The organism is Candidatus Neomicrothrix sp., assembly GCF_035329545.1.
Lineage (GTDB): Bacteria > Actinomycetota > Acidimicrobiia > Acidimicrobiales > Microtrichaceae > Microthrix > Microthrix subdominans.
The window spans coordinates 34,846-54,579 of sequence record NZ_DAOLGP010000003.1 but is presented as its reverse complement, the minus strand read 5'-3'; the positions used below and the strand labels follow the sequence as shown (position 1 = coordinate 54,579).

Below are 19,734 nucleotides of genomic sequence, written 5' to 3'. Positions count from 1 at the left end.
CGGTGTTGATAGTTGCTCCGGGCCGGCCGATGAGGTGGGACTCCAGCTTCCGGGCGCCGACGTTCATAGGGCCACCATAGGGTTGAACGCGGCCACGGGATCGCTGAGACGGCTCGGAGGTGACGGCGTAGGCCGGACGCTCATCGGGCCAGTCGGTTGACCAGCGGGCCGCGCGTGTTGCGAAGCCGCCAGGTGAGGGTGTCCCGGGTGGCCGCCAGCAGTGCAGGCGCTGCGTCGGGATCGTCGGAGCGGTCGACCCGACAGCCCGGATCCTCGGCCAGGTGGAAGGCCAGCGGCGGCATGGCCGGCGCGCCGGAGAAGGCGACGGTCAGCCAGTCGTCGTCGCGCCGGGCGACCAGCGAGCAGTCCTCCAAGCCCAACCCCAACGCGGCTTCGGGCATTCGGTTCTGGGGATCGCGAAAGTCCCATTCCCAGAACGCGGCCCGGCGCGGCGGCGCCGTCGCCTTGCCACGGAGGTGCCCGAGCAGCGAGTGACCATCCATCTGCGCATCGAGCTCTGCGCTGACCGGGCCGGAGCCGTCGGCCAACGCCACGGCGTCGAGCACGGTCGGCAGCAGGTCGACGTGGCCCGTAAAGGAGTCGACGACGCTCCCGGCGGCCGGAACCGCGCCGTCGGGGTGCAACCGCTGCGCCGCCGGCCAGCGCATGACGAGGGGCACGTGAAAACTCTCGGGATACCACCCCAGCTTGTGGCGCAGCCAGTGATCGCCCAGTTGTTCCCCGTGATCGGAAGTAAGGATCACCAGCGTGTCGTCGGCCTGCCCGTCGGCCTCAAGCGCCCGGAGCAGCCGACCAAACTGGTCGTCGACCTCGGCGACCATCGATGCATAGGTGGCGCGCCAGCGGGCGTTGCCCCAGTCGTCGGGCTCGGTCAGCTGGGGGATGGACAGGAAGGCCGCCAACAGCGGATGGATGATGGACTCGGCGGCCCGATCGGCCAGCCGGTTGGGCTCATCGACGTCGGCCGGGTTGATGTGGCCCAACCACTCTTCGGGTAGCACGAAGGGCGGGTGCGGTTGCAGGTAGGTGACGTGGGCGAACCAGGGCTGGCGACGTCCCCGCACGTAGTCGATCGTTGCCTCGGTCAGGTGGGCGGCGGGCGACAGTTCGGCCGGGTACGGGGCGGGATGCTCGGCGAGCGCCGATGCGGGCTCGGCCAGGTCGGCCACCCCGTAGGCCGACCACACGTCGGGGAACGGGTGCCCGCGGTCGGCCATCCACGACAACCAGGCGGTGGCGGCCGTGTCAACGTTGACGCCGACATCGTCGCCGGTGGCCGCGCCGGCCCGAAAACCGGGCATGGGCTGCTCCCAACTGGTGCGGCGTGGGTCGTCGGGGGCGAGCAATCGGGGGTCGAGGGTGGTGTCGGTGTAGCCGAACAACACCGGGTCGTAGCCGACCTCGGACATCAGTTTGGGCAGGGTCGGCAGCTCCGCGGTTAGGGGTGTTCCGTTGTTGACCACCCGGTGGCCCATCAGGTATCTACCGGTGAGCATCGACGTACGGCTGGGGCCGCAGGGGGCGGTGGCCGTGTGGTGCTTGGCGAACGTCACGCCCCCGGCGGCCAGAGCGTCGACGTTGGGAGTGATCGGCAGCGGACACCCCAGTGCGCCCAGGTGATCGGCGCGCCACTGGTCGAAGGTCACCAGCAACACGTTCGGTCGAGTCGGCCTGGGGGAGCGGCGATCGGATGGGAGCGAATCGGTCACGGCGTCACCCTAGAACCAGGGTGGCGATCGCTACCCTGCGGGGCCTTTCGCTGAAGCACGGCCGGCTGGCGGGCGTTGTAGGCCGTCACCGCCGCCAGCGCGGCGAGGGTGATGGCGATGCCGATCACCTGCACAGCCACCACCCCTTGATCGAGGAACAGGGCTGCCAGCACTGTGGAGATCACCGGCATGGCCAGCGTCAGCAGGCTGGTTGAGGTCAGCGTCGTATGGCGATGCGCCCAGTTCATGATGACGTGGCCGCTGCCGGGCACCGCCACGATCAGTGCCACCCAGCCCAGGCCCGACCACGAGATTGCCCGGTCCGCGTCCAGCCCGACGATGGCGATCACCGGCGTCAGCATCACGCCGCCGATCAGGTTGATCCACACCAGGTAGGCGAAGTTGTCGACGTGACGTCGGGCCGACTTTGAGCCGATGAAGTAACCCGCCCAGCAGATAAGGGCACCGACCGCCCAGAGGTTGCCGGTCAGCGTGGCTGCGCCGTCGCCGCCGGCCCCGAGCACCACCATCATCACGCCGACCACCGCCGCCGTGCCCAGCATCAGGTGGGTGCGGGTGACCCGCTCGCCGAAGAGCAAGGCGGCGGCCGCGAGCACCCCGACCGGCTGGAGCGCCGAGACGGTGACGGCGATGGCCACGCTGGTGTACTGCAGCGCCAGGTAGAAGGTGATGAGGTCGGCGCCAAAGAAGAATCCGCCCATCAGGACGGTTCGAAACTGGTGACGGCGCAGCCGCACGCCCCTGGACAGCATCACGCCGGCGTACAGCGCGAAGGCCAGCCACAGCCGGAGGAAGGCCAGGCTGAGCCCGTCGATCGGCACCGCGGCCACCAACACGTTGCCGCCTCCCCACAGCGACACCGCCAGCACGGCTGCGCTCAACCCGGTTGGTGTCGGCTCAGCGTCCTGACCCGAGCCGCCGGGGGCGGGGTCACCGCTATCCGCCCGAGGTTGGTCGCCGCCGGACGAAACCGGACCCGTCATTGCTACATCCGTTGGGGCGCGTCGATGCCGAGCAGGCCAAGGCCGCGCACCATGACCCGCTCGGTGCCGATGGCCAGCGCCAGCCGGTCGTGTCGCTGAGCCTCGGTGGCGGCCTTCAGGATCGGCGCCGCCTCGTAGAAGCGGGTGAACGCCTGGGCGAGTTCAAATAGATACGTGCACAGGCGGTGGGGTTGGGCCGATCGGGCGGTGTCGGCGACCACCCGTTCGAACGCGACCAGCGCCAGCGCGAGCGCCCGCTCGGCGGGTTCGTCCACCCCGACGATCCCGGGCAGCACTGCTCCGTTCTCGCCGGGTACCGCCACCCCCTCCGCCCGGGCCTTGCGCAGGATCGAACGCACCCGCGCCACCACGTACTGCAGGTAGGGCGCAGTGTTGCCCTCGAAGGCCAGCATGCGGTCGAAGCTGAAGGTGTAGTCCCGGGTGCGGTCCGAGCTGAGATCGGCGTACTTGATTGCGCCGATGCCCACCGCCCGGGCCACCTCGGCCCGTTCGGCATCGTCGAGGTCGGGGTTCTTCTCCTCGACGATCGCGGCCGCCCGGGCGACCGCCTCATCCAGTAGGTCGGAGAGCTTGAGCGACTCCCCGGAGCGGGACTTCATCAGCTTGTTGTCCTCGCCGAGCACGGAGCCGAAGGCCACGTGGGTGGCCTCGGTGGCGTCGGTCAACCAGCCGGCCGCCTCGGCCACCGTAAATACCATCGCCAGGTGCTCGGCCTGGGTGGTACCGACGACGTAGAGGATGCGGTCGGCCTTCAACTCGTCGATCCGGTAGCGGATGGCGGCCAGGTCGGTGGTGGCGTAGCCGTAGCCCCCGTCCCCCTTCTGCACGATCAGCGGCAGGGGTTCACCCTCGCGGTTGGTGAAGCCCTCGGGAAACACGCAACGAGCGCCGCCGGAGGTCTGAAGCAGTCCCGCCTCATCCAGGTCGGTCACCACGTTGGACAACAGATCGTTGTAGATCGACTCGCCGGCCAGGTCGTCGGTGGTCAGCCGCACGCCCAGGCGGTCGTACACCGACTGAAAATATTCCGCCGACAGGTCGACGAGGATCTGCCACAGTCGCAACGTTTCGGGGTCGCCCGCCTGGAGCGCCACCACCCGGGCCCGTGCCCGGCCGGCGAACGCCTCGGAGCCGTCGAAGGACACCCGGGCCTGGCGGTAGAACTCATTGAGGTCGCCCAGGGCCAGCTCGGCGATCGCACCCTGCTCGCCCAGGTCGATCAGGTGCTCGATCAGCATGCCGAAGGGGGTGCCCCAGTCGCCCACGTGGTTCTGGCGAATCACCGTGTCGCCGCGTGCCTCGAGGATGCGCACCAGCGCGTCGCCGATCACCGTCGAGCGCAGGTGGCCAACGTGCATCTCCTTGGCGACGTTGGGTGCCGAGTAGTCGATGACCACTCGCTGGTGGTCCTCGGCGGTGGCGAGGCCCAGATCATCGGTGCCGATCAGTTCACCGATCGCCCGGCCGAGGAAGTCATCGTCGAGGGTCAGGTTGAGGAACCCCGGTCCGGCGATCTCAATCGAGGCAATGCCGTCGAGGTCCACTGCGTCGACCACCCGCTGCGCCAGCTCACGGGGGTTGGTCCCCAGCCGCTTGGCCAGCCCCATGACTCCGTTGGCCTGAAAATCGGCCCGGTCGGAGGGACGCACCACCGGGTCGGTCCCTGCAGCGTCAGCGGAAACCTCCCCAAGTGCTGCGACGAGACGTTGGGTGAGCACCACGGCGGGATCGGACATGGTCGCGATGGTCCGTCGAACCGAGGCCTGCGGTCAAAGTGAATCTTTGGGTGAGACGGCGTCGAACACCGAAGCCTTCACGAGAGCGTCGGCCACCCGTTGGGACGCATCGCCGCGCTCCCAGGCGTTGAAGCGTTGGACGAACGCTTCGTACCGCTCGGCGTACTCGCCGGGTGCGCCGACGGCCAGCCCGTGGGCGATGGCCGCTGAAAGCTCGTCGGCGGTGCGCGTGATCGGGCCGGGAGCGACCGCCTGCAGGTCGAAGTACCAGCCTCGCAGTTCGTCGCGGTAGTGCTCCAGGTCCGGTGTGTGAAACACCATGGGGCGCCCGGTGACAGCGAAGTCGAACATGACCGAGGAGTAGTCGGTGACCAGCAGGTCGGCGACCTGGTACAGGTCTGCGATGTCCGGGTAGTCGGAGACGTTCAACAGGTTGGGGTGTTCCACCGGAGCGTCGGTGGCCGAGATCCAATTGTGGGCCCGGAACAGCACCGTGACCTGATCGCCGAGCGCCCGACACAGGCGGTCGAGGTCGATGTGCCCGACGGCGGCTGCACCGCCGCTCTGGTGGGCGCCGTCGCGAAACGTCGGGGCGATCAACACCACCCTGTGACCCTCCGGGATACTCAAGCCGGATCGGATCCGTTGCACCGTGTCGGGGTCTGGGCCGCTGGCGAGCACGTCGTTGCGTGGGGAGCCGACCTCCAGCAGCTGACCGTCGTAGTCGAACGCTCCGGGGTACACCTCCGAGCAGTGCTCGTTGGGTGCCAGCAGCAGGCTCCATTGAGCGGATCTGGTCCGGAGGTTCTCGGTGTATGAGGCGCCCATGTGTTCGAAGGTCAACATGTCGAGCCCAAGCCGCTTCAGCGGCGTCCCGTGCCAGGTCTGGAGGACGGTCTGCCCAGAGCGGCGTTGGAAGTGGCTCGGGAGGGCTGCATTGCTCACCACCAGACCAGCCGATGCCAGCACGGAGTACCACTCGGCGCTCCAGCGGACAAGCGGCGACATTCCCTCAGGGGCGTAGGTGGAACCGGGGTCGATCACCCAGTACTCAACGATGCCCGGCAGTCGGGTGCGGATCGGCTTGATGAGCGCACGAGGGTTGCCGCTCACCTGTTGGCCCCAGAAGCACTCGTAGACGACCGACCGTTCCACCGGACGCGTTGAGGCCTTGCGGGGCAGGCGAGCCGCTCGATACTTCTGAACTGGTTCCCAGCGCTGGTCGAAGCGCTGCTTGCTGATGCTGTGCAACTCCAAGCCGGCCGGCGTGGAGTACAGCCGGTAGTTCACCGCCCCGGCATTGTCGGACACCGATCCCTTGGTCGGTTCGCTGGCGAGCACCGGGAACCAACCCTGTGGCGTGAATGCCTCGAGTCGCCAGATGCCGGTCCGTAAGGGTGTGATCGTGCCGTAGCGCTCGATGGCCCCCAGCGTCAGCCGGTGCGTGCGGGCGTCGACGCGATCCAACTGTGCGGTCAGCGAAGCGACACTCTGGCGGAGGCGCACCTGGGTGGGCTCGGTCGACTCGAGCACGATCGAGAGCAGCCCCGACCCCCCGTCGAGGTGCGCTCGAGCCCAGGGTCCGGACGCCGAGGGGTCCGGTTCGCCCCGGCGCGCCTTGGCGGCCGAGCGGCGCAGGGACACGATCCGGGCCGCACGACGGCCGAGGGAGGTGATGCGGGCCATGACCCCCCAGCGTAGGCCCGAATGGGCCGAGGGACGCCGGTTAAGCCCGGGGCGGGGCGCCGATAGATTGCCGGGCCGTGCCGATCATTCTCTCGCTGATCTCCGCTGCCTCCTACGGTATCGCCGACTTTCTGGGGGGCACCGCCAGCCGTCGGCTCCATGCCCTGGTGGCGACCCTCATCGCCATGGTCAGCGGCTCGGTGTTCATCCTTGTTGTGTGCCTGGTGGTGGGCGGGACGGTCAGCGGTGCCGACGTGGCTTGGTCGATGGCGGGTGGAGCAACGGGGTCGCTGGCCCTGGCCACCTTCTATTCAGCGCTGGCGAATGGACCGATGGGAGTGGTGGCGCCCCTCTCGGCGGTCACTTCCGCCATCGTTCCAATCCTGATCGGACTGGCTCTCGGTGAGCGGCCAAGCCCCGTGGTGATGCTGGGCATCGGCCTGGCCCTTCCGGCGGTGGCGATGGTGGCTCGTGAGCGGCGTTTGCCCGGCGAGCCGCGACGTGTGGCCACCGGCACGGTCCTACGTGCCCTGGGGGCCGGCGTCGGGTTCGGCAGCTACCTGGTCCTGCTCAGCCGCACATCCGAGGCCTCGGCGCTGTGGCCGGTGCTGATCGGGCGTGGGACCGCCATCGTGGTGTTGACATCGCTGGCTCTCGGGTTCGGAGTGCTCCGCCGCCCTCGTCCGGCCACCGGGGGCCTCGGCGGATCTGAGGGGAACCGTCGAAGCGTGGGCCTGGCTGCGACCGGAGGGGTGTTCGATGCCGGCGGAAACGTCTTCTACCTGCTTGCGGTTCGGGCCGATCTGCTGGCGATGGTCGCCGCTGTGCAGGCGCTCTATCCGGCGGCCACCGTCATGTTGGCGGGAGCTGTCGACGGAGAGCGGCCCCAGCGGGTTCAGTGGATTGGGATGGTGCTCGCGCTGGGTGCCGTCATGTTGGTCGCTGTGGGCTGAGCAACTGCAATTGCTCCAGGTAGTCGACGACCCGGCGCGCAGCCTGGCCATCGTCGAGTGGGCAGAAGCGCTCGCGAAACTCGGCCCGGCGACTCGCATAGGCAGCGAGTTCCTCGGGGTTCTCAAGCGCATCGACCACCTCGCCGGTGGTCGTCAGGATCGGGCCCGGCACCTGGGTCTCGTAGTCGAGGTAGAACCCGCGGGCGCCGCTGTACTCCTCCAGATCTGGCGCAAAGAAGATCATTGGCCGCTCGGTGTTGGCGAAGTCGAACATCACCGAGCTGTAGTCGGTGATCAATACATCCGTGGCGCACAGCAGGTCCGCCATGTCGACCTGGCCACCGCCGTCGCGCACGCCAGCGGGGAGTCGAGTTCGCTTTCGGATGATGGGATGCAACCGAACCACCAGCTCGTGGGTGCCCAGCAACTTCTCCGACATCATCTCGAGTTGGAGCGGGATGTCGAAGGTGAACCGTTTACCGACCTTCTGGGTGTCCCGAAACGTCGGGGCGTAGAGGACCGTCTTCTTCCTGGGATCCAGACCCAACCGCTCTTGGACGTGCTTGCGCCGGTCGGCGGCGGCCACGGTGCTGCGAAGGACATCGTTGCGCGGGTATCCCACCTCCAGAACCTTGCCCTGATATTGGAATGCACTCGCGAACCGCTCGGAGGCCCAGGGGCTGGGAGACAACAGCGTGGACCACTCGCCGATCATCGTGTCGACCCGGTCGACATAACCGTCGTCGCGACCGACGATCTCGTCGAGGTCGTGAAGCATTCGCTTCAGGGGCGTTCCGTGCCAGGTTTGTAGGTAGTGGGTTCGCTCTGGGCGCCTCAGATGGGCAGGAAAGTTCTGGTTGCTGATCCAAACCGTGGCTCGACCCATAGCCCAGTGGTGGCGAAGCGTGCCCCGTCTCAAACACTCGATTGGCTGCTCGAAGGGCAGGGCCGCGCCCTTCACTGACCATGCGATGCGCACATCGGGGTGGCGCTCGCGAAGCTCCGCGGAAATGGCCCCGGGGCTATCGCCGGTGTCCGCTCCGAGGTTCGTTTCGAAGAAGATGAGCGGCTTCCTGGCCGGCAACCGACCGGCTATTTCGAAGAGCCGGTTGCGTGCTCTCGACCGAACGCGCTGATAAGCGGGGTGGTGTCGAATGACCCGCCCGATCTTCCCCGGAACCCGAGCGATCACCGGCTGGTGGTGGCGCCTGCGGATCGGCTGGCGTGCCACGTCGACGATTCGAGCGGACGCAGACTGATCGCGAAATGCGATGAGGGCGTCCGACCGCTTGTGCATCTCGTCGGTCTGGGTGAATCCTCTGTCACCGGCGGACTCCAACTGGTCCAGTACGCCGGATTCGGTAAATGCGATATCACCCGGGAGCTCGCGATCGAGCGCGAAGTGGGACGGCCTGGGCCCAATGAAGCGCGAGCGGTCGAACTGGTAGTAGACGATCGGTCGATCCAGAAACGAGAAGTCCAGGGCGGCGCTCGTGTAATCGGTCAGCAATATCTGAGAGCGGATGAGCAGGTCCTGCACCGGAACCTCGCCCAACTTGAGTATCCGGACGTGATCGGAAGCAAACCTCTCCGCAAAAGGCTGCATGTTGTAGTGGAGGTACAGGTCAGCGGTCAGGCCATGGTCATCCAGGAACCGTGCGAAGCGCTCGGATTTGAGCAGCGACACCCAGCGTTCCAGGTACTCGCTCTTCGCCACATCCTGATCATTCTTGAGCCAGTCCCGCCATGTTGGGAGGATGAGGAGCGTCGGTTCTGGTGGCGGGTGCTCGGCGAAAAGACGGTCGAAACGGGCCAGGCCGGTGGCGTGGACGCGATCGGCGGGCCAGCCGAAGTCGTCGATGATCATGTTCCGTTCCCGCTCCGAGCTCACGATGAACGCTTCGGCTTGAAACGTCGGCGAGTCGTAGCCGTACATGGCGACCAGGTTCTTCGTACCCATGATGCCGTGCTGCAGAAAGATCCGTTTTGCTCTGACCGCTCGTTGGAATGGTCCGGAGCGAACCGGCAGGAGGTAGTCAAGGTGGTGCGTGCCAAAGATCCGGCGCGCCGACAGCGCTGCCTGAACGTGTTCCTTCGTGCCCGCCAGCACGACGCCCTCGGTCGGTGTGACGTTGGGTAGGTCGGGCGAGTTGCCGTCGATGACGTACCGGGCGTCAACGTCCGGCACTTCCCGACGCAGATGACGGTAGAACTCCAGCCCGTTGTCCTGTGCGGTGCTGAGGCGGTCGCCCACCAACCAGACGGGTCGCCGGATGCTCCGCATCCGCAGGTACGGACCGAGCAGCGTTGCCCAACGAACGCTGTTGAGAGCGCGCGGGTGTAGCGGTCGAAACTCGAAGGAGATCAGGCCCTGCCTGTAGGTCCGGTACGCACGTAGTTCTCCGGCGTTCACGCCGTTGTTGAAGAGGGCAGCCGGCAGTCGGGTCCGGCTGATGGCGTTGGCCCTGGACACGCGCATCGAGCCGGGCGCTGCACACCCGGAGAACCGCAGCTCCAGGTGGGCATCGAACAGGTCCTGCTTGGTGACGCTCTTCAGCCAGGTGTCTTCGTCCAGGCAGCTTGAGATGACAAACTCGCGTCGACCTTGGTCGTTAGGAGCAACCACGGTGTTTTCGTGAACCGTCGCTGGAACCACGATGGTCTGGTCGGTTTGTCGACCCTCGAGACGTAGGTGGGCGTCGACGACGCCGAAGCTGCCCGATTTCACCTTGACCGTGAGGCCGAGCTTCCCGGGGCGCCGGTGCCAGCGGGTCACGCGGCCTTGTAGTTTCGGGCGAGCTTCGCCCCTCCCCAGCGCTGTGCCGAAACGGCCTCGGGTCGAGACGAACGGTGTCAGGGTCACATCACCGAAGACGAAGGGTCGGCTGGTCTCGATCGCTGCTTTGGTCGCCCCACTCAGACGAACGAAGACGCGTTCCTGCGCTTCGGGAGTGGCATCGGCCGGAGGCCCCACCTCAAACCAGAAGACCGTAAAGACCATGGGGCCAACGGTGCTTGCGACGCTGTTAGGTGCGGACGCTTCGGCCGCTGATGTGGGGGCAGCGTGGTGGACCTCTTCCTCGGCTTCAGTGAGCGCCGGCGTCATCAGGCTGGCGAGTTGGTCCAGTGGTACCTCGACAGACCCGGACGGTTTCCCTCCGGCATCTTGGCTCCAGAGCTCCACGTCGCTCTGGCCTCGAGGCTTGACGACTAGCCGATGGACCGGAGTCCCCTGGGGGAATTCAAAGGAGATGCGTGCGGTGTGTTGGCGATAGGTAACCGTGAGTTGATGGTTGGTCAGACCGGGGCTGCGAGCCATTCAACCAGTTTGTCATCCCTTGCTGGAACGCCCATGGTCCGAGTTGCCGTCCTGCTCAGCCCTGGCGCCACCGCGCCGGCTGGGCGCCACCCGACGGGCCTCGCCGGGCATCTTGGGGAAGGTCGGGGGCCAGGGCGCATCGGGCATGCCGTTGGCCTCGTCACGTTCCGCCCATTCGAGGAGCCTCTCGAGCGACCCGGGGGCATCGTCGAGCAGTGCTCGTTGGGTGCCAGCAGCAGGGCCCATTGGGCAGATCTGGTCCGGAGGTTCTCGGTGTATGAGGCGCCCATGTGTTCGAAGGTCAACTGCGCTCACTGGCGCTACCGCTCTCCCGTGACCCTCCCGAAACTGGCCGACTAGCTGTGCACAACTAGCGTGGTCCGCTTCACCGAGACAGTCGTCCCGCCATGCTCCGAGGGGTACAGATGAACCGCAGGAGTCTCGGGTTGAAGGGCCGACAGGCGATCGGCAGATCCTTTCAAGCGTATGGCGCCCAGTGCGACTTGCCCGCGGGGCGTCGGCCTATGAATCGACGGATCGAAATAGCGCTGCTCTGTGTCTTCGCTCTTGCATTCTGGGCAATAGCATCCAAAGTGCCTGCCAGCGGAGACGACTGGGCTTGGGGTACTGAAGAGGGACTCCAACGGTTGAAATCCGGGTTCCAGGGCTATAACGGTAGATATTTGGGAAACATCATTGTCCTCTTGCTCACCAGAATGGGATGGTTCACTCCACTTTTGCAAGCCGTGGGATTCGCAGTGATCATCGTCCTGGTACTCGATCTGACACGTAATAGAACACTCGTCGGGTATGCGTCAATAGGTAGTTTGGTCTTTCTCATACCGATACACATGTGGAGTGAGTCGGCAGTGTGGGTTTCAGGCTTTGCGAACTATGCGTCGGCAACCATCGTCATGCTCATCTTCCTGCGAGCAGCACTCAAGGAGCTCTCGGGGCAGTTTGCTCACCCGGTCCGGCCGGTTGGGCAGGTTGGGATTCTCGCCTTTGCGTTCATCTCCCAGCTCGTCGTTGAACACGTAACGTTGTATCTGTTCGTGGCATCGATCGGTGCGCTGGCAATCGACTACCTAGAACAGAGGATGTTCTCACGCCGACTGACTTGTTGGGTGCTGGGCTTTGGTGCCGGCGCCATGGTGATGTTCTCCAACCCTGCATACCGGGAGTTGTCTGATGGGCAGAGTTACAAGAAACTCGGCGCGCAAAGTACCTCACCACTGGCTGCCGCCAAGGAGGCATTGCGGGATCAGATCTCTACGAACGGTATGGTGTCCAATACAGCCGTCATCTTCGCGATCTGCTCCTTGAGCGCTCTCACCGCAGTGGTGATGTACGCGTCCGGGGTCGGGTCACTCAGAGCGCGGCTAGTCCAGTTGGTTCTCGGATTGTTCGCTTTAGTAGGAGCAGTCGCGGCGGCCAGCCGGTTGACAAACCAACCTGTGGAAAGCGGCTCGACGAAAACCGTCCTGGCTTCGGCCGTGGTTCTCGTAGTGGTGTTGTGGGCGGTAACGCTTCAGAAGGATGCCGGTGACCGGTTGGTCATCATCGTGGCAGTCCTGTCGCTCCTAGCGTTATCGCTTCCGCTATTGGTGGTAACACCAATCGGGGCGCGGAACTTTCTGCCGTCGTACGCCCTGCTTTTGGTGGTCGTGAGCGTCCTTCTTTCCAATCTCGCGTCTTTGACTGACGCGCGCGTTGCAGGTCTTTGGTGTGCGGTGATGGTGGCAATCGGTGCAGTGGCGTGGGTACATCTTTATGGCATCTATTCAGAGATCGACCATGCCGCAGATAAGCGCGAGAGGTCGGTCCGGTCGCAGGTCGGCAGCGACTCGCCGCAAGTTTCGATCTACGCGCTACCCAATGGCGAATGGCTTCAGTACCCCGACCCGTCTAATCCGGTATATGCTAGACGCTTCAAGGTTTATTATGATGTGCCGAAGGACGTGACCGTTCGTCTGGTCCGTTAACATTTATCGTCAAAGGTTGGGGCCGGTTGAGGACTGTCTGCCGAGCGTTCGTTCACCGTGAGCTGATAATCCACTTCCAAGACGGCCCCGCTGTAGCGAAACCCGCTGCACGAGCGCGTAGTGGTCCACGGGCTGGGCGACAGCAGCGCGTCCAGCTCCGATTAGGCCCGGGCAATTCGGGCCTCACGGCGTCGAACAGGACGTCGAATGAACTCGGCACATGCCCGGAACCTGTGCCGGCCACGGTGCGGTCCAGATCACCCGGTCCGCCTCCCCCAAGGGCGGATGATGACGGCGTGGACGGTCCGTCCGGAGCAGACTCGAAGCGCAGCGACAATCCGTCAGCGGTGTAGCTCAGGCCGAGGTATCGCCGCAGGGGGTTTCTGGACGGGCCCGCCATGAATGGCCAGTCGGCGTCGAAGCCGATCAGTTCGCGCGGCGGCTGGGAGCAACTCGGCGGGCTTCACCTGGCATCTTCGGGAACGTTGGGGGCCATGGTGCATCCGGGATGCCGGCCGCCTCATTACGTTTGGCAAGCTCGAGCAATCCCTCAAGGGATCCGGCCGTATCATCGATCATCTTGTGAGGGTCTCCGTGCTCGTGAATGTGGGCGACCGCGTTGGACACCGTCAGATCACCCGGTTCGATATGTTCGAGATCGTCCCAGCAAAACGGCGCCGACACGGTGGCCGTCGGAGTTGGACGTGGCGACCATGCTCCGCACACCGTGCGATCGCGACAGTTCTGGTTGAAGTCGACAAAGATCCGTTCTCCCCGTTCTTCCTTCCACCACGCAGCGGTGACAAGCGTCGGGACGCGACGCTCCAGCTCGCGCGCCAACGCGACCGCAGCGCGTCGCACCTCGACGAAGTCCCACCTAGGAGCGATGCGAACCAGCACGTGGATCCCTCGCTTGCCCGAGGTCTTGGGCCAGCCGGCGAGGCCAACATCGGTGAGGAGCTCATGGGTGGCTGCTGCCGCTCGCCGGACATCAGCGAAGACGGTACCTGGGGACGGGTCGAGGTCGACCCGCAGCTCGTCGGGGCGGTCCGGCTCCCAACTGCGGGTGGGCCAAGGGTGAAACTCGATCGTCCCCATCTGAACTCCCCACACCAGATGGGCCACGTCGGTCGGGCACAGTGCATCGGAAGCGGTGCCGTTGGGGCCGACGATATGAGTGCGTCGCACCCAATCAGGCCGTCGGTCGGGGATGCGCTTCTGGAAGAAGCCCTCGCCCCCGATGCCCTTTGGAAATCGGTGCAAATGTACCGGCCGGCTGCGGTAGCCCCGAAGGCCTACCTCGTCGAGCTGTGCCCAGTAGTGGGCCAGATCGGCCTTCGTCAGGCCAACCTGTGGCCAGAGCACGCGGTCGGGGCTGGAGACTCGCACGGCTCGGCCGCCGGCCTTGACCTCGATCGCTGCGGTGGTCACAAAAGACAGTCTCGCGCGGCTGGGCCACCTCGGTCGCGACCGGGTGCGGATGGTTGTTTGGTCAGGGCTTATCATCGGACGTGGCCGATCTGAAGCAGCACCTGCCGTCAACCGCGCCGTCAGACAAGGCGCAAATGAGCGCAGTCACCGCCGAGAACAAGCCGACGGAGCGGTCGGCATGGCACGACAACGTGAGGTTCGTCGCTATCTGCCTGGTAGTAGCCGGCCACTGGGGTATCGGGCGACGCTGGATGCCCGAATTCGACGCAATTTCAAACCAGATGGTCTACAGCTTCCATATGGCCCTGTTCGTCATCCTGGCCGGACGGTTCTCTAAACCCGGAGGCTCGCTCTCCACGGTCTTCCGGCAGGGATGGGGTCAGCTCCTTGTGCCGCTCGGTCTGTTCATCACGTTCGATTCGCTTCTGATGCACCGGCTGACCGGCGCGCCGTCGGTGATCTCGACCCGGGCGTTCCCCTATGGGCTGTGGTTCCTGGCGTCGCTGTTCTGCTGGCGGCTCCTGGTACTGCCGCTGGGTCGCTGGCGGACGGTCGATGTTCTGGCGGGCCCGTTGGCTGTCGTTCTCCTCGCCGCAAGCGGGCTTGTGCCCAACGTGTTCTCGCTGATTCGCACGCTGGCGTTCTTTCCAGCGTTTCTGTTCGGAATGGCAGTACTGCCCCGCATCGAGCCCACCCTCCGGCGCCCGATGGTCCGGTGCTTCGCTGCCATGTGGGTTGTTGCCGGGTTGCTTCTCGTGGCGTATCAGTCCGACCGGAACTTGAAGCCCTGGATGTTGCAGGCCAGCAGATACGCCGATATGGGCAGCGACCAATTTCGCGGCGCGGCGATCAGGATTGGCCTGATGGTGTTCGGGATGGTGATGGCGGTCGGGATCATGGCGTTGGTGTCCGCTCGGAATCTAGGCGTCGTGTCGAGGCTGGGCCGCTACACCCTGTACGCCTACCTGCTTCACCTGCCGGTGACCAGGGTGCTCCGCTTTTGGCTTTTTCCGAACACCAAAGACCAACCCCTGGTGGCCGTGGCGGTGACGTTGGCAATCATCCCGTTCACGATGGTTGCCATGAGCGCCCCAGTTCGTCGGCTCACCCAGCCGATGGTAGAGCCAATCGAGTTCGTGCGACCCCGACCCTCCCCCAGCCGGACGCGCTAACCGTCGACGCCGCCGACACGTCGTGTGCTCCGGCGCTCGATACGGTGGCCGACCCTGAGATGGATGGCCCTGTGTACGTTGTGGGTTTCTGCGCGGATTCCGAGATCTGCAACGCTGTCATCGACTACGGACCCGACGGACTCAACGTCGCCGGCGCCGCAACTGTGAGCCTCCGCTCGGCGATGAACCTCCGGGTCGCGCTCGGTGAGCTGAGCGCCGACACCACGCCGGCATCGGTCATCGACTGGTTCCGGGCCACGGTCGACCAGCCCAACTTCGATGGCCATCCCTACATCTGCGATGGCGAACAGGTTCCCGACCTGCCGACGCTGTGTTCGCCCCAGCAGGTCCTCGTCGAGCTCGTCGGCCCGGGGGAGTTTGCCGAGGTGTCCGACGGCTGGATCGATGCGGCGGAGCTGCTGAACGAGCGGTGAGCTCGCACCCGGGTTACCTGTTGCTCGGTCTCGGTGCCGGCTCGGCAATCGCTTCCAAGAGGAGGTACGAGACCTCAGCATTGCCCGGGCGATGCCGCCCGACGCTTGGGTCGAACCATCGGCTCACAACACATGACACTCCCGATGCACCGCCGACCAGGCCGAATCATCGGCCACAGCGTCACAACGAACCCGGTCGTCGACCGGAAAACGTCAGTCTGCCGGGGTGTCACCCCGACCGTCACAACCCACACCAAACATCGCCCAGCATGGGCACCATTTTGCCGAACCCGAACTCGAACCCAAAGCGCGAGCCTTATACCCGACGCGAAAGACACCAGCCGCCTAGTCGGTGATGGAAATAGAGACACCTTCGGGTAGGTCGTAATACAGTTTAAACGCCCCCATCCATTTCTCACCGAAGGGTTCGGGTCGTTTCATCCATTCACCGTGAGGTAGGCGTTTCATCGTCACAACCGATGCTCCCTTATCGATCTGTTCTCTTAGGGATGTGTTTCGTTCGCGTGACGCGCCATTGACCTCCGAATAGATGACGAAAAGGTGAACCCATCCAATCAGTCCGGCTGAAATGGTCAGGACCAACCACGTGTTGAGCGTGCGCGCGTGGACGAGACCGTTGAGGCTCGACACGAACACGCTCACTATGACCAGTAGAAGGGCATAGGTTGGCAGGAAGGTTCGTGGTGAAATGGGTCTCACAACCAGCAGCGGTGCGTACAGTATGAGCATTGATGCAACCGCGATCGCCACGATCATACGATCACTGGGTCTCTCAAGAAGATAGGTTGCCAACAGCACAAGAATGAGTAGAGTCGCCATCGCTACCACCGTGCGCGTGGAGCCACTTTCCACAGGTGTGAGGGTCATCCTCAATGCCACTACCAGCGCGACCAATGCCGCTATCGCTGCCGGTAAGAGAAATATCAACGCAGAGCGTGCGGACCGATCCGACCTTGCAAACCTCGTGATAGCAATGATCACCACTAACGCTGCTATGGTGAAAATGAGTGCTCTGTTTGACAACAGGCCATTCGTGGCGACCTGATTGCGCAAGGCGTCGACGGACTGCGCAATGAGAGATCCACCTTGTGACCCCACTCTTTTGTAGCTTGTTCCCGATCCCGAAAATATTATACGGTATTCTGGGCTGACGAACATGAGTAGGGCACCGACGCCAAAGCCTGCGGACCAGCAGAGTAGCCGTGGGTTGAAGTTGCCCTGAGTAATGCGACCTATGGCCAGCGCTAGGAAAGACGCCAGCAGCAGGTAGACCGTTACATGTTCAGACACGAGCTGTGAGGCGACAGCAAGCGTAAAGATTAAGCCAAGCTCAATCCAGTGGGGCCTCTCGGCTTGGCCCGCAGCGATCGCGCGAAGCGCGCACCGAATGAACACGAGTATGACGATCGAGCCCGTTGCAAAGTTGGCGTAGCCGGGCACCCAAACCGCCGACTCCCTCCAGAGGGGCGCTGGCATGAGGAAGACCAACGAGATTATCGTCACATATCCGATAATTGTCCGATTGCGCGTGATGTCAAGGATTAGGGCGATCATCAGGGCGAAGCCGAGGCCTTGGAGTATCGGGGTGAACCAACCCAATCTCGTCATGAGGAGAACGATAAGGTTTCCCAGGTATCTCCCGTTGTAGTACACGAGTCCGTTCTTCAACCGGTCCATCCCGATGGAGGAGCCCCAGGTCCAATCGTCGCCGGTAGCAGGAACCCGCGCAGCGATGAGTGAAAATGCGACCACGAAGAGGCCAAGGATTGCCAACTCAGTCGAACGCTTGATCGTTCGCTCATGGGGCGAGGTCAACTGTGCGGAGTATGCCTGAAAGGCGCGAGATGTGGCTTGTCGGGCCTCTAACAGTTGACCGTTGCGCCTCATCTGAGCCTCACAATGTGGGCGGTGGAACCCGCCGGAAACGTGGGAGGCGCGGCATAATTTTCCATCCGCTCATTCTGCCTTATGTGGATTGAAGAAACTAATAGCTGCGCCCAGTGCGGCTGAGATCACCCTGTCAACAAGGCGGTGTGGCGGAACTGCAGAACGAGCGGTGAGCTCGCACCTGGGCTACCTGCTGCCCGGTCTCGGTGCTGGCTCGGCAATCGCTGCGCTCGGTCTGGGGTTGGTGATGATCTACCGGGTATCCGGGGTGATCAACTCGGCCCAGGGGGTCGCGTCGGTCGGTCTGTTTCTCTACCTGTGGGCGGTGGCCGAGATGCGTCCCGGGGGAGGTGCTGATCCGCGCGATCGTCGACGACATCGGCCGCAACGTGCTCGGCCGCATGGTGACTTCGGATCAGTTCTATGTGGCGGCGATCGTTTCGGCGACAGCAGCGGTGCTGTGGGCGGTCGGCGGCCACACCTGGTTCGGCTTGGCCACCACCGTCGCAGCCGACAACGAGCGAGGGCGCCATTCTCGTCGGGCTTTGCTCCGACCTGCTCACGCTTGGCAACTGGTCGCTGGCGGTGTGCCTGGCCGGCACGTTCACCATCCTGGCCGGCCAGCTCACCCGGCTGGACCCGCTGATCACCAGCCTGGCGGTCGTGCCGGCGTTGGCCGTCGCGCTGCTCGGCGGCTTCCGCAGCTACGGCGCCGTCGCCGTCGCGGGCGGTCTGGTACCGGGAATGGGGGCTTCCGAGCTGACCAACCTGACCGCCGACCACACCTGGGTGCCGCAGGTGGGCTGGCAACGGGGGCTGCCCCTGCTGGTGATCCTCGGCGTGATGTTGCTGCTCGGCCACCCGCTGCCCGAAGGGGGGCACTGCTGGCGCCCAGGTTTCCCCCAGCGCTGCGCCCCGCGCACGCGTCGGCGGTGGCGGTGCTGCTGGCATCGCGGGCCGTCGTGGTGTTCCTAGCGGTCCGCGGCAACGAGCGGGCGGCCGCGGCGGCAGGGGTGGACGTCGCACGGGTGAAGCTGATCGCTTTCGCCATCTCGGCGGCCCTCGCCGGGGTGGGCGGCGAGCTCCTCGCATATCAGCGCCAGGCGTTGTCGGTGCAGAGCTACCAGGTGTTCGTCGCGCTGTCGGTCGTGGCGCTCACCTACCTGGCGGGCATCACCTCGATCTCCGGCGCGTTGCTCCCCGGGGCACTGGCAAGCGAGGGCAGTGTGTCGGTGCCGACCGGATCGTCCCGGTCGACCACGCAGTTTGCCATTAACGGCCTGGCCCTCCGTGGTGGCGATCGTCGCCCCGGAGGGCGTCACCGGCGTCATCCGTGGCTGGTCACGACGCCCTGAGCAGGCATCCTTGCGGATGCCAAAGCTGGGTGAACGGTGGTAGGCTGAATGGATGACTGCCGTTGTCGAACGAGTTGAACGCTTGAACCGGGCCTCGCTCCGCCGGGTGATCGAACCCGATGCCGACCTTCCTGGGTCGATCGGCGACGGTCAGCTGATGGCCGACGAGCTGCTCAGCATCGCCGGCATGGACCTCGACCTCACCGCCGAGCAGCGCCGCATCCTCAGCCGCGAGGAGGTGGCCTCGATGTTCAGCGCAGGCACCCGTTTCGAAGCGGTGCTCGAGATCGGGTTTGCCCGCCAGGTTGCCTATGCCCGCGACCTGACCGACCCGCGCATCACCTACCTGCTGCACGAGATCGGAGAGGAGACCCGTCACCAGCGGCTGTTTATCCGGCTCATCTCCCAGATCAACCCACAGGCGGTTCACCCGCTGGAGGGCAAGGCGTGGATGGACCGCCTCGACCGCTTTGGCACCGGCTGGATCACCAACCACCTGGCGATGCTGTACGTCATGGTGCTCGCCGGTGAGGAGATCCCCGACCAGATGCAGAAGTTGGCATCGGAGCACCCCGCTACCGACCCGTTTCTGGCGTCGGTCAACCGCTATCACCGCCAAGAGGAGGCCCGGCACCTCAGCTTTGCCCGGACGATGCTGCCCGAGGTGTGGGCCGGGGCGTCGAGGGTTGAACGCACCGTCATCCGTCGCATCGCTCCGCTGGTGATCAGCGACCTGTTCCGGTTCATGGTGCACCCCGGGGTGTATTCCCAGGTGGGCTTGGATCCCTGGGCCACGTGGAAACAGGTCAACAAGAGCCCGACACGCGTGCAGCTGCGACGGGTGTCGACCCGCCCGGTGTTGGAAGCGCTGCTCAACGCCGGCGTGCTCGACCGCGGTGACATCCCCGCGGGGTGGCAGAAGCTGTGCGGCGTCAACGCTGACGGGGTGCCCGAGCCGGTGCTGAACGGCGTCGGGTCCCTGCTCGCGGCCGAGTAGCGC

General features: G+C 64.9%; 15 protein-coding genes. 7 read left to right on the top strand and 8 right to left on the bottom strand.

The window, feature by feature from the left end:
• Positions 1-140: 140 nt before the first annotated feature.
• From PKD89_RS02710 to PKD89_RS02695, 4 genes are read right to left on the bottom strand one after another with little or no spacing between them, the layout of a single operon-like run.
• Positions 141-1,730 (bottom strand): sulfatase-like hydrolase/transferase, encoded by a 1,590-nt coding sequence (locus PKD89_RS02710; protein WP_289011322.1) that lies wholly within the window; start codon positions 1,728-1,730, stop codon positions 141-143.
• Entirely contained in the window at positions 1,727-2,734 is a 1,008-nt protein-coding gene (locus tag PKD89_RS02705; RefSeq protein WP_324332260.1) for a DMT family transporter, read from the bottom strand. The genes PKD89_RS02710 and PKD89_RS02705 overlap by 4 nt, the downstream gene beginning before the upstream one ends.
• Positions 2,735-2,736: 2 nt before the next feature.
• A complete protein-coding gene (argS, locus tag PKD89_RS02700; RefSeq protein WP_289011320.1) occupies positions 2,737-4,491 on the bottom strand; it encodes an arginine--tRNA ligase in 1,755 nt (584 codons plus the stop codon).
• A gap of 33 nt (positions 4,492-4,524) precedes the next feature.
• The gene (locus tag PKD89_RS02695) at positions 4,525-6,177 is read right to left on the bottom strand and encodes a CDP-glycerol glycerophosphotransferase family protein (RefSeq protein WP_324332259.1); all 1,653 of its coding nucleotides are present in this window, start codon (positions 6,175-6,177) and stop codon (positions 4,525-4,527) included.
• A 77-nt stretch (positions 6,178-6,254) separates the two neighbouring features.
• Between PKD89_RS02695 and PKD89_RS02690 the strand changes: the two genes are divergently transcribed.
• A complete protein-coding gene (locus PKD89_RS02690; RefSeq protein WP_289011318.1) occupies positions 6,255-7,130 on the top strand; it encodes an EamA family transporter in 876 nt (291 codons plus the stop codon).
• Here PKD89_RS02690 and PKD89_RS02685 read toward each other — a convergent pair.
• Positions 7,108-10,131, bottom strand: a complete 3,024-nt coding sequence (locus tag PKD89_RS02685) for a CDP-glycerol glycerophosphotransferase family protein (protein WP_289011317.1) — start codon at positions 10,129-10,131, stop codon at positions 7,108-7,110. The two genes, PKD89_RS02690 and PKD89_RS02685, sit on opposite strands and share 23 nt — an antisense overlap.
• Before the next feature lie 330 nt (positions 10,132-10,461).
• Positions 10,462-10,695, bottom strand: coding sequence for a hypothetical protein (locus PKD89_RS02680; protein WP_289011316.1), 234 nt, complete (start codon positions 10,693-10,695; stop codon positions 10,462-10,464).
• 278 nt (positions 10,696-10,973) lie between these two features.
• On the opposite strand from PKD89_RS02680, the gene PKD89_RS02675 reads away from it, so the two are divergent.
• Positions 10,974-12,434: a DUF6056 family protein gene (locus tag PKD89_RS02675; protein WP_289011315.1), complete on the top strand. Its 1,461-nt coding sequence runs from the start codon at positions 10,974-10,976 to the stop codon at positions 12,432-12,434.
• Positions 12,435-12,860: 426 nt separating this feature from the next.
• Here PKD89_RS02675 and ligD read toward each other — a convergent pair whose 3' ends face one another.
• Positions 12,861-13,874, bottom strand: a complete 1,014-nt coding sequence (gene ligD, locus PKD89_RS02670) for a non-homologous end-joining DNA ligase (protein ID WP_425591224.1) — start codon at positions 13,872-13,874, stop codon at positions 12,861-12,863.
• Between the two features lie 44 nt (positions 13,875-13,918).
• Here ligD and PKD89_RS02665 point away from each other — a divergent pair, with 44 nt between their 5' ends.
• Positions 13,919-15,037 carry an acyltransferase family protein gene (locus tag PKD89_RS02665; RefSeq protein ID WP_324332258.1) on the top strand — a complete coding sequence of 373 codons (1,119 nt, stop codon included), beginning with the start codon at positions 13,919-13,921 and terminating at the stop codon, positions 15,035-15,037.
• A 59-nt stretch (positions 15,038-15,096) separates the two neighbouring features.
• Positions 15,097-15,471, top strand: coding sequence for a hypothetical protein (locus PKD89_RS02660; RefSeq protein ID WP_324332256.1), 375 nt, complete (start codon positions 15,097-15,099; stop codon positions 15,469-15,471).
• A gap of 345 nt (positions 15,472-15,816) precedes the next feature.
• On the opposite strand, the gene PKD89_RS02655 is transcribed toward PKD89_RS02660, so the two are convergent.
• Positions 15,817-17,265 (bottom strand): DUF6056 family protein, encoded by a 1,449-nt coding sequence (locus PKD89_RS02655; protein ID WP_289011311.1) that lies wholly within the window; start codon positions 17,263-17,265, stop codon positions 15,817-15,819.
• A 537-nt stretch (positions 17,266-17,802) separates the two neighbouring features.
• Here PKD89_RS02655 and PKD89_RS02650 point away from each other — a divergent pair.
• Genes PKD89_RS02650 through PKD89_RS02640 form a run of 3 tightly spaced genes read left to right on the top strand, consistent with a single transcriptional unit; the run spans position 17,803 to position 19,731 of the window.
• On the top strand, positions 17,803-18,354 hold the full coding sequence (locus tag PKD89_RS02650; protein ID WP_289011310.1) for a hypothetical protein: 552 nt from the start codon (positions 17,803-17,805) through the stop codon (positions 18,352-18,354).
• On the top strand, positions 18,312-18,734 hold the full coding sequence (locus PKD89_RS02645; RefSeq protein WP_289011309.1) for an ABC transporter permease subunit: 423 nt from the start codon (positions 18,312-18,314) through the stop codon (positions 18,732-18,734). Before PKD89_RS02650 ends, PKD89_RS02645 begins: the two co-directional genes overlap by 43 nt.
• 52 nt (positions 18,735-18,786) lie before the next feature.
• Positions 18,787-19,731 carry a diiron oxygenase gene (locus tag PKD89_RS02640; protein ID WP_289011308.1) on the top strand — a complete coding sequence of 315 codons (945 nt, stop codon included), beginning with the start codon at positions 18,787-18,789 and terminating at the stop codon, positions 19,729-19,731.
• Positions 19,732-19,734: the final 3 nt, after the last annotated feature.